18 protein-coding genes and 3 tRNA genes are annotated in these 18,722 nt (G+C 58.7%); 12 read left to right on the top strand and 9 right to left on the bottom strand.

Annotated features, from left to right (window positions below):
• Positions 1-17: 17 nt before the first annotated feature.
• The gene (greB, locus tag ACRWA7_RS20545; protein WP_438395769.1) at positions 18-578 is read right to left on the bottom strand and encodes a transcription elongation factor GreB; all 561 of its coding nucleotides are present in this window, start codon (positions 576-578) and stop codon (positions 18-20) included.
• A 139-nt stretch (positions 579-717) separates the two neighbouring features.
• Between greB and ACRWA7_RS20540 the strand changes: the two genes are divergently transcribed.
• A tRNA-Arg gene (locus tag ACRWA7_RS20540) sits at positions 718-794 on the top strand.
• A 96-nt stretch (positions 795-890) separates the two neighbouring features.
• Positions 891-967, top strand: a tRNA-Arg gene (locus ACRWA7_RS20535).
• An 85-nt stretch (positions 968-1,052) separates the two neighbouring features.
• On the opposite strand, the gene ACRWA7_RS20530 is transcribed toward ACRWA7_RS20535, so the two are convergent.
• The 5 genes from ACRWA7_RS20530 to ACRWA7_RS20510 form a co-directional block, all read right to left on the bottom strand.
• Positions 1,053-1,544 carry a phage protein NinX family protein gene (locus ACRWA7_RS20530; RefSeq protein ID WP_060856901.1) on the bottom strand — a complete coding sequence of 164 codons (492 nt, stop codon included), beginning with the start codon at positions 1,542-1,544 and terminating at the stop codon, positions 1,053-1,055.
• A 113-nt stretch (positions 1,545-1,657) separates the two neighbouring features.
• Complete coding sequence (locus tag ACRWA7_RS20525; protein WP_438395768.1) at positions 1,658-4,096, bottom strand: RelA/SpoT family protein; 2,439 nt, start codon at positions 4,094-4,096, stop codon at positions 1,658-1,660.
• Between the two features lie 82 nt (positions 4,097-4,178).
• Entirely contained in the window at positions 4,179-4,382 is a 204-nt protein-coding gene (gene rpoZ / locus ACRWA7_RS20520) for a DNA-directed RNA polymerase subunit omega (RefSeq protein WP_031359151.1), read from the bottom strand.
• 56 nt (positions 4,383-4,438) lie between these two features.
• Positions 4,439-5,104 carry a guanylate kinase gene (gene gmk, locus ACRWA7_RS20515; RefSeq protein WP_438395766.1) on the bottom strand — a complete coding sequence of 222 codons (666 nt, stop codon included), beginning with the start codon at positions 5,102-5,104 and terminating at the stop codon, positions 4,439-4,441.
• Between the two features lie 7 nt (positions 5,105-5,111).
• Positions 5,112-6,056, bottom strand: a complete 945-nt coding sequence (locus tag ACRWA7_RS20510) for a YicC/YloC family endoribonuclease (RefSeq protein WP_438395764.1) — start codon at positions 6,054-6,056, stop codon at positions 5,112-5,114.
• Between the two features lie 300 nt (positions 6,057-6,356).
• Between ACRWA7_RS20510 and rph the strand changes: the two genes are divergently transcribed.
• From rph to ACRWA7_RS20480, 6 genes are all read left to right on the top strand, one after another.
• Positions 6,357-7,103, top strand: a complete 747-nt coding sequence (gene rph, locus ACRWA7_RS20505; RefSeq protein WP_438396719.1) for a ribonuclease PH — start codon at positions 6,357-6,359, stop codon at positions 7,101-7,103.
• Positions 7,096-7,713 carry an RdgB/HAM1 family non-canonical purine NTP pyrophosphatase gene (rdgB, locus tag ACRWA7_RS20500; protein ID WP_438395763.1) on the top strand — a complete coding sequence of 206 codons (618 nt, stop codon included), beginning with the start codon at positions 7,096-7,098 and terminating at the stop codon, positions 7,711-7,713. The genes rph and rdgB overlap by 8 nt, the downstream gene beginning before the upstream one ends.
• Positions 7,710-8,948 (top strand): radical SAM family heme chaperone HemW, encoded by a 1,239-nt coding sequence (hemW, locus tag ACRWA7_RS20495; protein WP_438395761.1) that lies wholly within the window; start codon positions 7,710-7,712, stop codon positions 8,946-8,948. The genes rdgB and hemW overlap by 4 nt, the downstream gene beginning before the upstream one ends.
• A gap of 39 nt (positions 8,949-8,987) precedes the next feature.
• Positions 8,988-10,178, top strand: a complete 1,191-nt coding sequence (locus tag ACRWA7_RS20490; RefSeq protein WP_438396717.1) for an MFS transporter — start codon at positions 8,988-8,990, stop codon at positions 10,176-10,178.
• 1,048 nt (positions 10,179-11,226) lie between these two features.
• Positions 11,227-12,927 (top strand): group II intron reverse transcriptase/maturase, encoded by a 1,701-nt coding sequence (ltrA, locus tag ACRWA7_RS20485; RefSeq protein WP_438395760.1) that lies wholly within the window; start codon positions 11,227-11,229, stop codon positions 12,925-12,927.
• Positions 12,928-13,089: 162 nt separating this feature from the next.
• Positions 13,090-13,179 (top strand) — tRNA-Ser (locus ACRWA7_RS20480).
• 131 nt (positions 13,180-13,310) lie between these two features.
• On the opposite strand, the gene ACRWA7_RS20475 is transcribed toward ACRWA7_RS20480, so the two are convergent.
• On the bottom strand, positions 13,311-14,033 hold the full coding sequence (locus ACRWA7_RS20475) for a hypothetical protein (protein WP_438395759.1): 723 nt from the start codon (positions 14,031-14,033) through the stop codon (positions 13,311-13,313).
• A gap of 6 nt (positions 14,034-14,039) precedes the next feature.
• Here ACRWA7_RS20475 and ACRWA7_RS20470 point away from each other — a divergent pair, with 6 nt between their 5' ends.
• Positions 14,040-14,360 carry a hypothetical protein gene (locus tag ACRWA7_RS20470; RefSeq protein WP_438395757.1) on the top strand — a complete coding sequence of 107 codons (321 nt, stop codon included), beginning with the start codon at positions 14,040-14,042 and terminating at the stop codon, positions 14,358-14,360.
• Complete coding sequence (locus ACRWA7_RS20465; protein ID WP_438395756.1) at positions 14,360-14,734, top strand: type II toxin-antitoxin system death-on-curing family toxin; 375 nt, start codon at positions 14,360-14,362, stop codon at positions 14,732-14,734. Before ACRWA7_RS20470 ends, ACRWA7_RS20465 begins: the two co-directional genes overlap by 1 nt.
• A 263-nt stretch (positions 14,735-14,997) precedes the next feature.
• On the opposite strand, the gene ACRWA7_RS20460 is transcribed toward ACRWA7_RS20465, so the two are convergent.
• Positions 14,998-15,156 carry a hypothetical protein gene (locus ACRWA7_RS20460; protein WP_167353930.1) on the bottom strand — a complete coding sequence of 53 codons (159 nt, stop codon included), beginning with the start codon at positions 15,154-15,156 and terminating at the stop codon, positions 14,998-15,000.
• Between the two features lie 120 nt (positions 15,157-15,276).
• On the opposite strand from ACRWA7_RS20460, the gene ACRWA7_RS20455 reads away from it, so the two are divergent.
• The gene (locus ACRWA7_RS20455; RefSeq protein WP_438395754.1) at positions 15,277-15,759 is read left to right on the top strand and encodes an energy transducer TonB family protein; all 483 of its coding nucleotides are present in this window, start codon (positions 15,277-15,279) and stop codon (positions 15,757-15,759) included.
• 275 nt (positions 15,760-16,034) lie between these two features.
• Positions 16,035-17,342: an MFS transporter gene (locus ACRWA7_RS20450; RefSeq protein WP_060856893.1), complete on the top strand. Its 1,308-nt coding sequence runs from the start codon at positions 16,035-16,037 to the stop codon at positions 17,340-17,342.
• A 9-nt stretch (positions 17,343-17,351) separates the two neighbouring features.
• On the opposite strand, the gene ACRWA7_RS20445 is transcribed toward ACRWA7_RS20450, so the two are convergent.
• Positions 17,352-18,485, bottom strand: coding sequence for an OpgC domain-containing protein (locus ACRWA7_RS20445; RefSeq protein ID WP_438395752.1), 1,134 nt, complete (start codon positions 18,483-18,485; stop codon positions 17,352-17,354).
• Positions 18,486-18,722: the final 237 nt, after the last annotated feature.

The following is an 18,722-nucleotide window of genomic DNA, read 5'->3' as shown; positions in this document are numbered from 1 at the left end:
CTCGAGTTCCTGCAGCGTCAATTCTTCGCCGGATAGCTCACGTCGAGAATATCGATCTGCTGCGCGCCTGCGGGCGTATGCAATGTCACCGTGTCGCCAACCTTCGCTTTGAGCAACGCCCGCGCAATGGGCGATATCCAGCTTACGTGTCCAATGTCCAGGTTGACTTCGTCGACACCCACAACGGTCACCGTCTGCTCTTCTCCATCCTCGCCGGCATAAGTAACCGTCGCACCGAAAAAGACCTGATCCACGTTCTCCTGCCTGCTGCTGTCCACCACTTCGGCCAGGTCAAGCCGCTTCGTCAGAAAGCGGATACGCCGGTCGATTTCACGCAAACGGCGCTTGCCGTAGATGTAATCGCCGTTCTCCGACCTGTCGCCATTCGACGCCGCCCAGGAAAGCAGCTTTACGACGTCCGGACGTTCCGTATCGAGTAGATGCAGCAATTCGTCGCGCAGGCGCTGATGGCCAGCAGGCGTGATGTAGTTCTTGGTGCCAGGCGGAACGCCGGGCGGCTGATCGAGATCCAGGTCGTCGTCACTTTCGTCCGACTCTTTGACAAATGCTTTATTCATGGTGCAAACCGCTCAAAATGACGTGTAGAAGGCGAGATCGCCCCTTTCTGAAGGTAACACGAAGGAGATCGGCATTACGCAAATTGCGTCACAGCGCTTCCTTTTTTGGGAGAGCTTGGCTATACTCTTGGTCTCGCGTGCGGCTGTAGCTCAGATGGATAGAGTACTTGGCTACGAACCAAGGGGTCGTGGGTTCGAATCCTGCCAGCCGCACCACTTCTTCAAAACGTTTTAAAAAGTTTCAAAGAAGCGTTTCCTGCATTGGTTTTTTGTATTACCCTGTTTTTTCGTCGCTTTATTGTTGCCTTGTGCGCGGCTGTAGCTCAGATGGATAGAGTACTTGGCTACGAACCAAGGGGTCGTGGGTTCGAATCCTGCCAGCCGCACCAGTTTAAGAAGGGCCTTCCTCGCGGAAGGCCCTTTTTGTTTTTGCGGCAATCATGGGATCGGTCCCTGGATCAAATGCGCCGCCGGTTATTGCCGCGCGGCTGATCCTATATCCCCAATCCGTCCATCCGGTGCCGGCGCATCTTCAATCGATGCCACCGCGCTCTGTTCGCCCAGCGGCTCCGCTCGTTCGCCCAGCAGCATTTGCGACCGGTGCGGATAATCATCGTCCACCGTTTCTCCAAACGCATGCAACAGGAAAGCGCGAAGCAGCGCAATTCTCAACGATGCACCACGCCCCGCCACCTCCTGCCCGTCCTTGCCGAATACCGCCGTGCAGACAACCTCTCCACGCCCGTGGTCGCTCATCTCAAGCCGGCAGGCGCGCTCCAGCACAACCGAAGCAGCTTCCCAGGACGACGACGGCAAAAATCGGCCGTCCCACGCCCGCCCGCGATCGTTGCCGCGAATGGCGAGCGTCTGTCCGCCGTCGGTGAAATGGATTTCGCGGATGAAATCGTGCAGCCCGCGTGCGACCCAATAGTCGAGCTCGGCGCCTTCAAGTTCCGATGTTTTCATATGTGCCCCTTGTTGTACGCAGAATGGGTACAAGGCACGCAGGTCGCGTTCCAGCGGCGATCAAAGCCTCTGCGCGCGAGCCAATAGCTGCGCCAAGGCCCACGCCAGTCGCGTCAATAGTCGCCGCGTTCGCGATCGATCCGCATGCCGCCTTCGGTGTTGCGGTGATGTGGCTCGTCACTCGGCCGTTCACGCGCAATGCGCATCACGTCCGGATTCGTCCTGACACGCCGCATCACGTTTGCCAGATGCACGCGGTCACTGACCTGGATCACGAAACGCAAGACGGTGGATTCCTGCGTCACGTCCTCGTCCATTGCAATGTGGACGATATTGGCATCGGCAGACGTGATATCAGCGGCCACGCGGGCGAATACGCCCTTCGACGTGCTCACGAGCACTTTGATGGCGACGTCGAAAAGGCGGCCGGGCTGCGGCGCCCAGGCAACGTCGATCCAGCGGCCGGGATCGCGCCTATGAATACGCTGCGCCACGCGACACTCGGTGGTGTGGATCGCCATGCCGAGCCCAATGCCGATATAACCCATGATGTCGTCGCCGGGAATCGGGCGACAGCACGCCGACAACTGCACCGACATGCCTTCCGTACCGGTAATCACGACTGGCGGCGCGGTGTTCGTGGTGAAGCTTTCGCGCGGGGAATCGTCGTCGTCCCGTCCGGTCATCAGCACTTCAATGCGCTTTGCCATCACCGCGGCGACACGCCGGCCGAGGCCGATGTCCGCGAAGATTTCCTGACGGCTCTTGTTGCCGGTCCATTGCACCAGCTTTTCCCACACTTCCGGCGTAACTTCGGAGAGCGCCAGGCCATAGCCTTTGAGGCTTTGATCGACAAGCCGTTCGCCCAGTTGCACCGATTCATTCAGCCGCATCGTCTTCAGGTAGTGACGAATTGCCGAACGGGCCTTACCGGTGCGCACGAACCCAAGCCACGCGGGATTCGGCTTCGAATACGGCGCGGTAATCACTTCAACAATGTCGCCGCTCTTCAACTCGGTGCGCAGCGGCAGCAACTCGTTGTTGATCTTCACCGCGACACACTGGTTGCCAAGATCGCTATGAATGGAATACGCGAAGTCGAGCGCGGTCGCGCCACGCGGCAACGGCATGATTTTCGACTTGGGCGTGAACACGTAGACCGCGTCCGGAAACAGGTCGATCTTGACGTGTTCGAGGAATTCGCTGGAGTCCCCTGCTTCGCTTTGAATGTCGAGCAGCGACTTGAGCCATTGATGCGCGCGCTTTTGCACATCGTTGAGATCCGCGCCACCGTTCTTGTACAGCCAATGCGCGGCAACGCCCGCTTCCGCGATCTCATGCATCTTGCGCGTGCGGATTTGGAATTCGATAGGCGCGCCAAACGGACCCACGAGCGTGGTGTGCAGCGACTGATAGCCGTTCACCTTCGGAATCGCGATGTAGTCCTTGAACTTGCCCGGCACCGGCTTGTAGAGCGCATGCAATGCGCCTATGCACGTATAGCACTCGAGCGCCGTATCCAGCACCACGCGAAATCCGTACACGTCGAGCACTTGCGAAAAAGACAACTGCTTGTCGCGCATCTTCTTGTAGATGCTGAAGATGGTTTTCTCGCGCCCGGTGACGTCCGCCTTGATCTTCGCGTCGGCAATCGTGCGCTGGACCGCCTCCATGATCTTGCCGACCACTTCACGCCGATTGCCCCGCGCGGCCTTGACTGCGCGCTCGAGCGTGGCATAGCGATGCGGATTGAAGTTCGCGAAACTCAAGTCCTGCAGTTCGCGATACGTATTGTTCAGGCCGAGCCTGTGCGCAATGGGCGCGTAAATGTCGATGGTCTCGCGCGCCACGCGACGCCGCTTCTCCGCCGGCACGGCGCCGAGCGTGCGCATGTTGTGCAAGCGGTCAGCCAGCTTGACGAGGATCACTCGCACGTCGCGCGCCATGGCGAGCAGCATCTTGCGGAAGTTTTCCGCCTGCGCTTCCTCGCGATTGCGGAACTCCATTTTGTCCAGCTTCGACAAGCCGTCGACAAGTTCCGCGACCTTCGGCCCGAACCGTTCCGCAATTTCGGTTTTCGTCACGCCCTGATCTTCGATCACGTCATGGAGCAACGCCGCCATGATGGATTGATCGTCGAGTTTCCAGCTTGCGCAGATTTCCGCGACCGCGACCGGATGCGTGATGTACGGCTCGCCACTCTGCCGATATTGCCCGAGATGGGCTTCGTCGCTGAAATGGAAAGCCTGTTTGACCTGCTTGATTTCTTCCGGCGAAAGATACGCGGCCAGTTCAGTCGTCAGTTTCGCGATGGAAACGACATCGTGACGGCGCGGTTTCTCCGGCGTGGCGGTTGGCCCGAACAGATGGCGAAACGACTGTTCGAGAACCGCATCTATGTACTTGCGCGCGGCCGATGGAGAATTTCCATCTTGATCGTGGTCGTGCGCGTGGTTTTCAGCGTTGAGCTCGATATGCGCATCTGCATCGGTTTCAGTGCTGAGCACGTCGTGATGCGGGTCCACAGAGACGGACGATGGAACTGGATTCATGGTCGCCTCCGTGGTTAGCTGTCGCTTTAACAAAGATGCGCATTGATTCGAAAATTGCCCTGGCCGGTAACCGGATCAAAACCTAGACCGGAACCTTCTTGAGCATTTCCACACCGACCTGACCGGCAGCGATTTCACGCAACGCTACAACGGTCGGCTTGTCGCGGCTTTCGATCTTCGGCGTGTGGCCTTGAGCGAGTTGACGCGCACGGTACGTTGCCGCGAGCGCGAGCTCGAAGCGATTGGGGATCATTTTCAGACAGTCTTCGACAGTGATGCGGGCCATGGTTGATTCCTTCTCGATATGTTCTTCATTCTACCTTATGTGACCGGAAAGCCCGCTCACTCGGCGTGCGGCGAGTGTATTCCCAACTCGACGAACAGCTGCGTATGGCGCGCATATTGCGAACCAAACCGCAGGCGTGTCGCAGCAACGAGACAGCGCAATTCCGTCAGCGCCTGCTCGAAGTTCTCGTTGATCAGCACATATTCGGCCTCCGGCGCGTGCGCCATCTCGCTGCCGGCAGCGAGCAAACGGCGCACGATCACGTTCGGCGCATCCTGCCCGCGCTTTTTCAAACGCTCTTCCAGCGCATCCAGCGACGGCGGCAGAACGAAAATCTCCACCGCATTGCGAAAGCGTTTCTTGACCTGCTGCGCGCCTTGCCAGTCGATTTCGAGCAGCACGTCATGGCCGCTTTTCATCTGTTCTTCAATCCATACGCGCGACGTCGCGTAGTAATTGCCGTGCACTTCGGCGCTTTCGAGGAATTCACCGGCGTTGTGACGCGCCATGAAATCATCGACGGAAGCAAAATGGTATTGCACGCCGTCTTGCTCGCCCGGACGCGGCTCGCGCGTGGTGTACGACACGGACAGTCGGATGGCCGCATCTTGCGCGAGCAGTGCGTTCACCAGCGTGGACTTGCCCGCGCCCGAAGGCGCTACCACCATGAACAGATTGCCCGGATAAACGCCGGCGTAAGTGTTGCGTTGAGCGTCGTTCATTGCGCCTTTACTCCAGGTTCTGCACTTGCTCGCGCATCTGTTCGATGAGCAGTTTCAGCGTCATCGATGCATCCGCGAGTTCTTTTGCGGCCGCTTTCGAGCCGAGCGTGTTCGCTTCGCGATTGAGTTCCTGCATCATGAAGTCGAGCCGCTTGCCGACCTTGCCGCCCTTTTGCAGCACATGACGGGTTTCCGTCAAATGCGCAGTGAGGCGCTGCAATTCCTCGTTGATATCGATACGGATGCCGTACATGGTCACTTCCTGGCGAATCCGTTCAGCGACTTCCTCGCGTGGAATGCTGCTTTGCGTCGTGCCCGTGGTGTTTTCTGGCGCGGCAATCCCAAGCGCAATCTGCAGGCGCTCCACGATCTTCTGCTGATGCTTCGTGATCAATTCGGGCACGAGCGGCGTGATGCGCGCGACGATGGCCTCCATCTCCGTCACGTTCGCGATCAGGACGGCGCCAAGCGCGGCGCCTTCGCGGGCGCGCACGTCGATGAGTTCCGCAATGGCCTGCTTGCCGCACGCCAGCACGGCGTCGCGCAACGTTTCCGCCGATACCCCGCTCTCCGACAAAATGCCCGGCCAGCGCAGGATTTCGCCGGTGCGCATGCGTTCCGAATCCGGGAAAACGTCGAGCACCGATCGCTCCAGCGCGGCGAGCTGCGACAGGGCATCGCGATTGAGCACGCCGGAAATGGTCGTCTGCTCGGCGCGGTTCAGGTTGATACGGATATCGACCTTGCCGCGCGAGAGCTTGTTCATCAGCATTTCGCGCAATTGCGGTTCACACGAGCGAACGTCTTCCGGCATGCGGAAGTTCATGTCGAGAAAGCGCGAATTCACCGTGCGCAATTCCACCGATACTCCCACGCCCGAACCATTTGCGCCCGCGCCGTCCGACACTACCTCGCGCGTGGCGCTGGCGTAGCCTGTCATGCTGTAGATCATTATCGCGTCCGTTTTGAAGGCCATATGCGCGCATGCATTTACCGCGTGCACCGCCCGGCCAGTTCACTTCAGTACGCCCGGCGTGAAGCTGCGCGAATGGCATGCAATGTTGGCCGGGCGAGGAAGCTGGCATTATCCCATTTTTGCCGGTATCGCCCGGGAAACGCGGAGCTTGGCGCGCTGGCGGCGAACGCGCCAGTCAGCCGTTCATGCCGATTGCGGATAAAATTTGTGCTCTGGCCAGCGTCCGGCCCCCCTTCACCGCTTTTTCACCTGATCGCCTCCATGACAGATTCCCCGCTGACCTCGCCCGCCCCGTCTTCACGCCCCAGCGGCCGTCGCGCGAACCAGTTGCGCGACGTGCGCATCACGCGTCATTACACGAAGCACGCGGAAGGTTCGGTCCTCGTCGAATTCGGCGACACCAAAGTGATCTGCACCGCGAGCATTTCGGAGCGTGTGCCCGAATTCCTGCGCGGCCGCGATCAAGGCTGGCTCACCGCGGAATACGGCATGCTGCCGCGCGCGACAAACACCCGCAACGACCGCGAAGCGGCGCGCGGCAAACAGACCGGACGTACGCAGGAAATCCAGCGCCTGATCGGGCGCGCGCTGCGTTCCGTGTTCGACCTGAACAAACTCGGTGCGCGCACGCTGCATATCGATTGCGACGTGATCCAGGCCGATGGTGGCACGCGCACCGCGAGCATCACGGGCGCATTCGTCGCGGCCCACGATGCCGTTACCAAGCTCATCGCAGCCGGAAAAATCGCGGAATCGCCGATCAACGAATTTGTCGCGGCGATTTCCGTGGGCGTGTACAACGGCCAGCCGGTGCTCGATCTCGACTACGACGAAGATTCGCAATGCGATACCGACATGAACGTCGTGATGACGGGCGCAGGCGGTTTTGTCGAAGTGCAGGGAACGGCAGAACGCGTGCCTTTCACGCGCGCCGAAATGAACGCTCTGCTGGATCTGGCGCAAAGCGGTATAGAAACATTGATAGCGAAGCAGAAGGTCGCGCTGGAGTTGCTCAGTGTCTGATATTGCGTTGAAATGCGTCGTGCTTGCGTCGAACAACGCGGGCAAGTTGCGTGAGTTTGCGGCGCTGTTGAGCACGGCGGGCACAGACCTGGTGACACAAGGCGAACTCGGCGTGTCGGAAGCCGAGGAACCACACGTGACGTTCGTGGAAAATGCGCTGGCGAAGGCGCGGCATGCATCGAAGGCAACCGGACTTCCCGCGCTCGCCGACGACTCCGGCCTCTGCGTTCGCGCATTGCGCGGCGCGCCCGGCGTCTATTCCGCGCGCTATGCGCAGTTGCAGAACGGCGGCGAAAAAAACGATGCCGCGAACAACGCGCGGCTCGTTGCCGACCTCGCGAATGAAACCGACCGCCGCGCGTATTTCTTCTCCGTGCTCGTGCTCGTTCGTCATGCCGACGATCCCGAGCCGCTGATTGCAGAGGGCCGCTGGCACGGCGAAGTGTTGGATGCTCCGCGCGGTGCAAATGGTTTTGGCTACGATGCGCATTTCTTCGTGCCATCGCTTGGAAAAACCGCCGCAGAACTCGATCCCGCCATCAAGAACGCCAACAGCCATCGCGCAATCGCGCTTCGGCATTTGCTGGAACGGCTGAAGGACGTCTCGTGAATCCGGGTCCTCAAACGATCAACGTCGTGAAGGCGTTCACGTCGCCGGGCAGTATCCGCCTGACGTCGCTGCCGCCGTTATCGCTTTATGTGCATTTCCCGTGGTGCGTGAAGAAGTGCCCGTACTGCGATTTCAATTCGCACGAGTGGAAAGGCCAGACGTTCCCTGAAGACCGGTATCTCGATGCGTTGCGCGCCGACCTCGAACACGCGTTGCCAATGGTCTGGGGCCGTCAGGTTCATTCCATTTTTATTGGCGGAGGCACGCCCAGTTTGCTCTCGGCGAAGGGACTCGACCGCCTTCTCTCCGATGCCCGCACGTTGCTGCCGCTGGACGCCGACGCCGAGATCACCCTCGAAGCGAATCCCGGCACGTTCGAAGCCGCGAAGTTCGCGCAGTTCAGGGCGAGCGGGGTAAGCCGTTTATCGATAGGAATCCAGAGCTTTAACGAGCGGCATTTGAAAGCACTCGGCCGGATTCACGATGCAACGCAAGCGCGCGAGGCCGTGGAAATCGCCGCGAAAAACTTCGATAACTTCAATCTCGACCTGATGTTCGCACTGCCCGAGCAGACGCTGGACGAATGCCGCGCCGATATAGACACCGCGATCAGTTTCGCGCCGCCGCATTTGTCGCTGTATCACCTGACGCTCGAGCCGAACACGATGTTCGCGAAGTACCCGCCGCCCGTTCCCGACGACGACGCCTCGGCCGACATGCAGGACTGGATTCACGAGCGTACCGCTTCGGCGGGTTACGAGCGCTATGAAGTGTCGGCCTACGCGAAGCCGAACAGGAAGAGCCGGCACAACCTGAATTACTGGCGCTTTGGCGACTATCTCGGCATTGGTGCGGGCGCGCATACCAAGCTGTCTTTTCCGCAAAAGATCGTGCGTCAGGTTCGATACAAACATCCCGGCACGTACATGGACGAAGCGCTCGCGGGTGCGGCGGTCCAGGAAGAACATGAAGTGGGTCCGCGCGACCTGCCTTTCGAATTCATGCTCAACACGTTGCGCCTCGTCGAAGGTTTTCCGGTGCATTCGTTTAACGAACGAACGGGTCTGGCCATGTCCGCGATCGAATCTGCGTTGGTCGAAGCCGAAAAGCGCGGCCTGATCACGCGCGATGTTGAAACCATTGCGCCCACGCAGCGCGGCCAGGATTTTCTCAACGATCTGCAGGCGCTGTTCCTCAAGAATCCCGACTCGAAAACGATCAAGGACAACCGTTAATTGAGCGCCTCTTCACCTGCGTTGCCGCCCGGGTCGGTCATGCGCCACCGGCCCTTTGCGCTCTTCTGGAGCGCTCGGGTGATGTCGTCGGTGGCGTTCCAGATGATGTCGGTCGCCATCGGCTGGCAGATTTATTCGATCACGCATAGCGCGTTCGCGCTCGGGCTCGTTGGCCTCGCCCAGTTCCTGCCCATGTTCCTGCTTACGCTCGTGGTCGGCCACGTGGCCGACCGTTACGACCGGCGCGTGATTGCGTTCGTTTGCCAGGCAATTCAGGGCGTGGCGGCGTTGACCTTGTGCATTGCGACATGGCGCGGAATAACCAGTCAAGAGCTGATCTATGTGATCGCCGCCGTTGCGGGATCGGCGCGGGCGTTCGAATCGCCATCCATGTCCGCGCTCCTGCCCAACCTGATCCCGCGCGCGCAGTTGCAGTACGCGACCGCGTGGTCCACGTCCGCGAACCAGACCGCGCAGATTCTCGGCCCCGCGATGGGCGGGCTGCTCTACGGGCTCGGCGCGCTCGTGGTGTACGGGGCGGTATCGGTGGCGTTCGTTGCGGCGGCGCTGCTGGTTTCATCGATCAAAATCGAGCAAGCGGTGCGCATGCGTACGCCGGTTTCGTTCGAATCGCTGTTCTCGGGCATTGCTTTCATTCGACGCAAGCCCGTGATTCTGGGCGCATTGTCGCTGGATCTGTTCGCGGTGCTGCTGGGCGGCGCGACGGCTTTGCTGCCGGTATTCGCGCGCGACATTCTGCATGCCGGGCCCTGGGCGCTCGGAATCCTGCGCGCGGCGCCCGCGGTCGGCGCGCTGGCCGGATCGGTTTATCTGGCTCATTTTCCGTTGCGGCAGCGCGCGGGGACGGCGCTCTTTGGCGGCGTGATCGCGTTCGGCATTGCGACGATCGTGTTCGGGTTATCGCGCAACATTGTCATATCCGCGTTGGCGCTCGGCACGTTGGGCGCGTCGGATGTGATCAGCGTGGTGGTGCGCAACTCGCTCGTTCAACTGCAAACACCCGATGACATGCGTGGACGGGTCAACGCGATCAACTCGCTGTTTATCGGGACATCGAATCAACTGGGCGAATTCGAGTCGGGGATGACTGCGGGCCTGTTTGGCGCGGTGCCGGCGGTGTTGATTGGCGGAGCGGGAACGATTGTTGTGGCGCTGCTCTGGATGCGCTTGTTTCCCGGTTTGCGTGCGACGAAATCGCTGGAAGGATGACGCGCTTTCGAAGGCTTAAACCGGCGGCGAAGTTGCGCTACAATACGCGCCTTGGTGCGACACGTCGCATCGATTCGACGGTGAATACTGTCCATAGGCTGACCCCTTGGGTTGGCACTTTTGTAGCAAGCGAAGCCCGGTGGGTGTATTGGGTTTCGCCATAGGCGATTCTCGGTATGTCGTTTAACACCGCGAATCGCATTGCATTGTCCTGATTACCGTCAGGTCCCGCCCTATCAGCGGCTTCATTTCCGCCGACAGGGCGGAATGACGTTTGCAATTCCCCGCGTTATCAACGCTGGGTCTGCTGCGTTTCGAGCGAAAGCTCGGTGTGTCATTGTTCGCCCCGCCTCTGCGGTTCAGAAGCGGACAGTGAACCTGCTATACGACTAGCAGTAGCCTAGGAAGACATGCGTCACTGGTAACGGTGGGGTGTGAAGCTCTTCCGACAATGTAGCCCCCGGACGTTCGGGCAGATGCACGTCGTGAGATGTTCATCTGGAGACTCCTAGCAGCGAAGGGGTTGAGGAGCTAGGCTGGCTGATATGGTTAACTTATGTGAACTGCTGTTAAACACCGTGAGTATTGAGGTGCCCAAGCTGCTGCTAGGCATTAACCAAAAGGTGTGCGGTTGGTCATTCCGTTCAAGGCTCGGAATGCGTCGTTTTATATGACCGCCGGTGAAGAGGCAGAACCTAAGTCAGTCGTGTGACATGCCGGGAACGTGGTAAGCCCGTATGGTTGCCAGTGCGGTTTGACTGGCAGGCGGACCGTAAGGAACGCTGTTGATTATGCGGGTATGGGAGGACGGAAAAAGCGAACGTCGGGCTGTAATGGTCCGGATAGGAGTTGAGACATCACTCCACGCGAAAGCGGGCAGACTTCCGTCTGGTCTACCGTCGCAAGACGGCTGACTACCCTCTGTGTCTTGGTTAGGTACGGGTGCATGCGCCCGTACTGAGGTGTTTTTTGTTCCCTAGCGGGGTGTATCTACCCCGCTAGGGGAGATGCGCCTTCTGCTCGGGACTTTTCCAAGTAGGAGAGCAGCATGAAAGTATCTGGTCGGAAGACTGGATCTGCGCTCTCCCACGCGCCGGACGATTGGTACGCCGTAGATTGGCGTCGGGTTGAACGAAACGTGAGAGGGATGCAGATTCGAATTGCGAAGGCGACGCGGGAAGGCAAATGGCGCAGGGTCAAAGCCTTGCAACGGATGCTGACCCGCACGTTGTCCGCCAAGTTGCATGCGGTACGACGTGTTACGCAAAACCAGGGTGCGCGAACGGCTGGAGTCGATCGTGAACTATGGGATTCGCCTGAAAGTCGACGGCTTGCTGTCGATCGGTTGAAGCGGCATGGATACAGGCCTCTGCCTTTAAGAAGGGTCTTTATCCCCAAGGCCAATGGGAAGGAGCGCCCTCTGGGCATTCCGACCATGCATGACAGAGCGATGCAAGCTCTGTACTTGCTGGCCTTGGAGCCAGTGGCAGAGTCCACGAGCGACCCGAACTCATATGGGTTCAGGAGTCATCGCTCAACGGCCGATGCCATGTCCCAGATTTTTGTTTCCATGTCTCAGAAGGGTTCAGCCCAATGGGTCTTGGAAGCGGATATCAAGGGGTGCTTTGACCACATCAACCATGACTGGCTGGAACGCAATGTCCCAATGGACACGGCGATTCTCCGGAAGTGGTTGAAGGCTGGCCTGATTTACCAAGGTCAGTTGCAGGCGACGACGGCCGGTACGCCGCAGGGGGGCATCATTTCCCCCACGTTGGCCAATGTGACGTTGAACGGGTTGGAGCGTGAACTGATTGAGCGCCTCGGTGCTAAATTCGGGATCGCAAAAACCAAGAAGCTAAAGATTCATGTGGTGCGGTACGCGGACGACTTCGTCATAACCGGTGACTCGCAAGAGGTACTAGTTAACGAAGTCCGACCCTGGATAGAGGCCTTCCTCGCGGTTAGGGGTTTGCAACTATCCGAGGAGAAAACGCGGATCACTCACATAGAGCAAGGCTTTGATTTCCTTGGGTGGAATTTCCGGAAGTACTCGGGAAAGCTGCTCATCAAACCGAGCAAGAAAAACGCGCAAGCGTTCTATCGCAAGGTGGCGGATACGATCAGCGGTAACAAGACGGTAAAGCAGGAGGATCTGATCCAATTGCTGAATCCGATGCTTCGGGGCTGGGCGCAGTACCACAGTCCCGTGGTGGCTAAACAAGCGTACAGTCGCACGGAGCATTTGGTGTTTCAGAAACTCTGGCGATGGTCGAAGCGGCGGCACCCGCAGAAGGGCGCCGATTGGGTGAAAAAGAAGTACTTTCATTCAATCGGTGATCGTCAATGGGTATTCGCCGTTCCTGTGGTAAAGCGGGACGGCAGCAGGGGGTTGCTTGAGCTATACCAAATCAGCGGAACAGTCATCAAGCGACACCTGAAGATCAAAGCGGAATTCAATCCATTTGATCCGATATGGGAGCAGTACGGCGAGAAATTGCGGCAGGATCGCATGTGGGAAACAATGCGCTATCGTAGGCAATGGTCCACGCTGTATATGTCACAGGGCGGATTGTGTGCGCACTGCGGCACGGCGCTGACGGACGAGACGGGTTGGCACGATCATCATCTGGAGTATCGGATGCATGGTGGCAAAGACACGCTGTCCAACAGAGTTTTGCTTCACCCGCATTGCCACCAGCAGGTGCACGTGGGAAAACTTGTTGTAACGAAGCCGGCTTTATTTTGAATGGAGCTTTGTCCGTAGGCTTGAGCTGTATGCGGGGAAACTCGCACGTACAGTTCTTAGGGGGCCCTTCATCCATAAGGATGTAGGGCTACCCTACCCGGAAAGGTGCGCCGTTTCAAGCGCGCTGTTCCAGTAGTCGTGCAGTTGCTGAGTGTGAAACGTGGAAGCGTGGCCGAGCGGTTTAAGGCACTAGTCTTGAAAACTAGCGACGGGGTGACTCGTCCGTGAGTTCGAATCTCACCGCTTCCGCCAAAATTCCGCACCATCAAAGGCTTTAACTCCGCTGGGTTGCGCCTTACAGAAGCATGCTCCGAAGCCTTCGTCCAAAGTTCTAGCGAAATCATTCGCGGTTGCCTAACACGTAACCATCGGCGCGAGTTAGCCTAGTGCCTTGCGAAAACTGCGCCCCAACGAGAAAAAAACTGCGGTTGCGATGGCCTGCTTGTTGCGCAGAACCTCCGGAACCTTGCCCTTTTGGATAACGACGTTTTCATCACATTTCCAACTTTGGGGACAAAGTCGGCGGCCACCATTTCGACTCCATCAAATATTGACGGCTGAGCGTCCGCCAACATCTCCGCACGACGTAATCTTGCATCTAGTGTACTAATTGGAATTGCCAGATGTGCCGCGATTGCGCGTTTATCGTGATCGAAATGATCGAGGGTGCGAAGGTATGCCACGGCCTCCGTGAAGCGTTGCAGGATGTATCGATCTCGTGAGGCAAATTCCTCTGCTCTTTCAGCTGCAATCTCGGGCTGGTAGCCATCGGATGCAGCGAGGCGAGCGGCAATCGCATTCGGCGCGCGGTCACCGTTGTCACCAATATCTTCTTGATCCAGTCTGATGGCGAATCGCATTTTGCGATTCGCAAATTTGCCAAAAGCTTTGCTGAGATTCGACAAAATCGCACGCTGAAACGCTTCGTCTTCCGGGTCGAAGTCAATGCCCTGCTCTTCGCGAATGGTGTGCGCGGCCAACCATGCCTCCGCTTTGAGATCGTCAAGCGACTGCTCGCCGTGCGACCCACGGGCCATCCGCTTAAGATGCTCAAGCAGGTTTGCGGTCAGTCGCGCGAAGAATGAATTATCCAGAGCATCGGGCATTGCCAGATGCTAACGGAACTGAAGCCAGGCAGCGGCAATGAAATAACTAGCAAATCCGCGGATTCGAGCCTGATTCATATCGCAAAACTTGCGGGTATAATTGTCACAGGAGCGCGGGCTGAACGCGTCAACCAACGGAGTGCGATCGTGACCCAATCAAAGCCGATCACTGAGTTGTATGGAATCAAGCTGGGCCCGCGCAAGATTATCTCTCCCAAATCTTCGGTCAGCGTAGCCACCCCCTCGCAACGTGAGGATGTGCTGCGCGCTGCCCGCAAAGTGATTTCAGAACATCGTGACGTCCTTACCGCCCTGAAAGACCGGTAATGCTTGATCTGGATTATGTCATCACAATCCACGACGAAATTCTGATCGACTTGGGTGGCCTCCCGGGTTTCGCCGCAGGTGGACGTGGAGGCGTAGAAGCGGCCCTAGTTCGGATCGAGAATCACGCTCACTACAATGGCGTCACAGACGTTTTCGGAATCGCAGCCATGTACACGGTGGCCATCGCCCGAGGACACGTGTTTAATGACGCGAATAAGCGCACCGGCTTAGCCTGCGCCCTTACTTATCTCGAACGTGAAAACATTACCATTCGGCGAACTCCGGAATTAGAGGAAGTAGTTGTTGATGTCGCCAAAGGCGATATTGACCACGAAATGTTCGCATCATTTCTGTATGGAATTTGGCTCATGTAGCCGTTTCAATTGGGCAAAGCGCTCCGTCCTACGAGCGTTTCAGACTGCTACCCCATCTGGCGAGCGCATCGTTCCGCCCTCGAGTCATCCTTGCGGTACCCCGTTCCCAGCGCGCGATCATGCTTTTGATGCGATTATCCGTGCTGCGCTGCGGCTATAGTAATCGCGACGTATTTTGTCGTCGCAACAATGCTTCCCGCAATGAAAAAACCCGCATCCATACCGATACGGTCTCCTGACACTAAACGCAACCACCAAACCCCTCACCCCACGTCGGGCTCCCCTTCCCCAGGTTTCTTCCCGGGCTGGTCGCTCGGCGCCTGCTTGCGGTGTTCGTCGTCGCGTTCGGGCATCTTGCTCGCCTCGTTGTCACTGTGTTCCGCAGGCTGCGGATTGTTCAGGTCTGACGGATCCTGGCTCATGGTGCTCTCCTTGCATCGTGCAAACTTGGGAATGCAATTAGGGCAGCAAGACATGGACCCGGCGTTCATCGTTATATATGGTTGAGATTGATGCAGCGATTTCCCCGGAGTTTTATCGCCATGACTCTCAGCCTGAAAATCACGCAGCTCATGCCGGGCATCGCGCTGTCCGCCCTCCTCGCCGCGTGCACGATCACCCCGCCGCCAAGCGCGCTCGAATCGCCGAAACCCGCAGCCGCCGTCAGCAGCGCGACGCTCGATCAATACAAGGTGCGCGTGGCGCAGCATATTTTCGAGCGCAATCCGTCGCTGGTGCTCAAAGGCACGCCGCAAGCGATGCTCCGCTCGCTCGTCGTGGTCGCTTACACCGTAGACCGCAACGGCCGCGTGCTCCATTCGTCCGTGTATCGAACCAATGGCGACGACGAAGCCGAAGCAACTGCACTCGCCTCGCTGCGCCGCGCGTCCCCGCTGCCCGCGCCGCCCACGCGGCTGCTCGACGGCAACGGACACCTCGAACTCTTCGAAGACTGGCTCTTCAACGACAACGGCCAGTTCCAGCTAAGAAGCGCGCATTCGCCGCAGGCGACGACTATCGATTAATGGAACTTTCGTCGCACTTATAGAAACAGTTCCTTGCCGGTCGCGACCCGCGCTCGTTATAATTTTCGATACCCCTTTTCGCCGGCCATGCCGGCCAAGCCATCGTGGTCGCCCAACCGGCGCCCGTGCGATGCGCCCGCCCGCTCGATACCGCGACGCACCCATGCGCAGGTCGACGCAGTCTGCTTGCCCCATCTGGCTTGTTCGCCTCGTTCGCTTAATCGAAATGTCCCGCAGCGCGTACAACCGCGCGCGATGGCCAAAACGGAGACGCCATGTCGTCAGCTTCACCTTCACTGCCTGCATCGCCCGCGAGCGATGCCAAAATGAGCAGTGCCCGCGTCATTTTCGCGAGTTTTATCGGTACGGCAATCGAGTTCTATGACTTTTATGTCTATGCCACAGCCGCCGCGCTCGTTATCGGACCGGTCTTTTTCCCGCATAGCTCGCCCGCTGCGCAAGCGCTGTCGGCGTTTGTGACGTTCGGCATCGCGTTTATCGCCCGGCCAATCGGCTCGTTCGTGTTCGGCCATTTCGGCGACCGGATCGGACGAAAATCGACGCTGGTCGCGTCCCTTCTGGTCATGGGCGTTTCCACGACGCTGATCGGCTTCGTGCCGGGTTATGCGTCCATTGGCAGCCTGGCGCCGGTGCTGCTGTGCATCCTGCGATTCGGACAAGGCATCGGCCTGGGCGGCGAATGGGGCGGCGCTGCGCTCCTCGCAACCGAATATGCACCGCAGGGCAAGCGCGGCTGGTTTGGAATGTTCCCGCAACTGGGGCCGTCGGTGGGATTTCTGGCATCGAACGGCTTGTTTTTCGGCCTGGCGCTTTCCCTCACCGACGAACAATTCCGCAGTTGGGGCTGGCGCGTGCCGTTTATTGTGAGCGCGGTGCTGGTGGTGCTCGGCCTATATGTGCGCCTGAAAATCGCGGAAACGCCGGCGTTTCGCGCGGCGGTGGAAAAGCACGAGCGTGTGCGCGTGCCCGTAGCAACGCTGCTGAGCCGCTATCTCGGGCCGACGCTGCTCGGCGCGATCGCGATGATCGTCTGCTATACGCTCTTTTATATCTCGACGGTCTTCTCGCTTTCATACGGCGTGTCGACTCTGCATTTCACGCGTGAGAAATTCCTGGGCCTGTTGTGCTTCGCCGTGGTCTTCATGGCGATTGCCACGCCTCTGTCCGCACTCGCCAGCGATAAATTCGGCCGCCGTCCGGTGCTGATCGTGGGTTGCATCGCAGCGATCGCCTCCGGTTTTGCGATGGCGCCGTTGCTCGGCAGCGGCAACACGGCTTCAGTCGCGCTGTTCCTGACCATGGAACTGTTCCTGATGGGCGTGACGTTCGCCCCCATGGGCGCGCTCCTGCCTGAGTTGTTCCCGACCAACGTGCGCTACACGGGCGCAGGCGTGGCGTACAACCTGGGCGGGATTCTGGGTGCGTCGGTGGCGCCTTACATTGCGCAATTGCTGGCGAATCGCGGCGGCCTGACGTGGGTCGGCGGCTATGTTTCGGTGGCGGCGGCGATCAGCCTGATCGGCGTGCTCTGTATGCGCGAGACACGGGAAATCAAGCTTTAACCCCGCACGTTACTGATCCCGCCGGTTAGCCACATGCGCCGGCACGGCGGGATGCTTGGGCACCCGGGTACGCTGCGCCTCCTTCCTGTCACGCCAAAAGGCGGCGAGCCAGATCAGGCTGCCAATCGCTATGGCGTCGCCGCCCAATCCCGCCATCCACTGGTACGACCCGAGCGAGACCACGCGCAAAGCTGTGTCGATGACAAGCGACATGCACGCGCCCGCGATAAAACAGACAAGCCCTTGCTTGCCCACATTCACCACGCTGGGCAAAGCCTGCGCGATCGCGCGAATCCAGCCTGCATGGACCGCTTGCGCAAACAGCCACGCGACCACGACAAAACTCACGATGCGCAGCGTCGCGAGGTTCTGCTTCATGTATCCGGGCGGCGCCTGCGTCTCGAGGAACAGCTTGGCAAAAGCGAACGTCAGGAACACGACAATGGCGGCACGCGTCAGCCAGCGCGCCGTTTTCGAGTTGTGGAATTCCGCGCTGATCGGCTGGACGCGCGAAAGTATTCCCAGCGCGAACATCAGTTGCCACGCGAACGGGTTGAACGACCAGCCTTCGGCGTAGGCGGAGGGCAGCCATTGCGCAAGCGACGACGCAAACAACCACATGCCCAGGCTGCCGAACAGCACGACAACAGGTTTGCGCTGTGCAAGCGGCACGACAAAAGGTACGGCGAGCGCGAACATGGCGTACATCGGCAACACCGACGACAAATATGGCTGATGCCGCAACGTGGCGATATCGAACGAAAGGCCGAGCGGACGCGCCAGGAACGCCGGCCATTCGGTGATTTGCAGCATGGGCGTATCGACCCGCAACCACATGAGCAAAGCGCCGCCCAGCAACATCATCACGGCCGTAAACAGATACGCGCGATAGATTTCCCAACTGCGCTTGAGGAATCGCCGGCAAGCGGCAGTGTGACTGCGGCTCGTCTCTATCGACGTATAGGCGGCAGCCGACGCATAGCCGCCAAGGAACACGAATACTTCGGCGGAATCGCAAAACGCGTAGCTATGAAGCGTGAAGCGGGACAAGACGCTTCCGGAGATGTGATCGACGGCAATCACGAGCAGCACGAGTCCCCGAAAGAAATCGACTTCAAGGGAACGGCGATTCGGCGAACTCATGAATGCAACTCCGAAGAAATAACGTGTCTGCAAGAAATACGAAAGAGACCAAATGGCAGCCAAATCCGGTCAAATTTGCGGGTTCAGTTCAAACTCGGGTTAGTACTAGATGTCTTCCAAAAATTCCCGTCAGATTATTCGCTTAACGCTAGAACGGCTGCGGCGTTGATCTTTTCCGGAGAATCGCAACTTGCGTACCGGCGCTCGCTTTCTATACTCAAAAAAACTTTGCACATA

Origin of the sequence: Caballeronia sp. DA-9 (assembly GCF_051615025.1) — a bacterium.
In the GTDB taxonomy this organism is placed as follows: domain Bacteria; phylum Pseudomonadota; class Gammaproteobacteria; order Burkholderiales; family Burkholderiaceae; genus Caballeronia; species Caballeronia sordidicola.
Note: the sequence above shows the minus strand (reverse complement) of the source record. Positions and strands in the feature narration are given on the sequence as shown.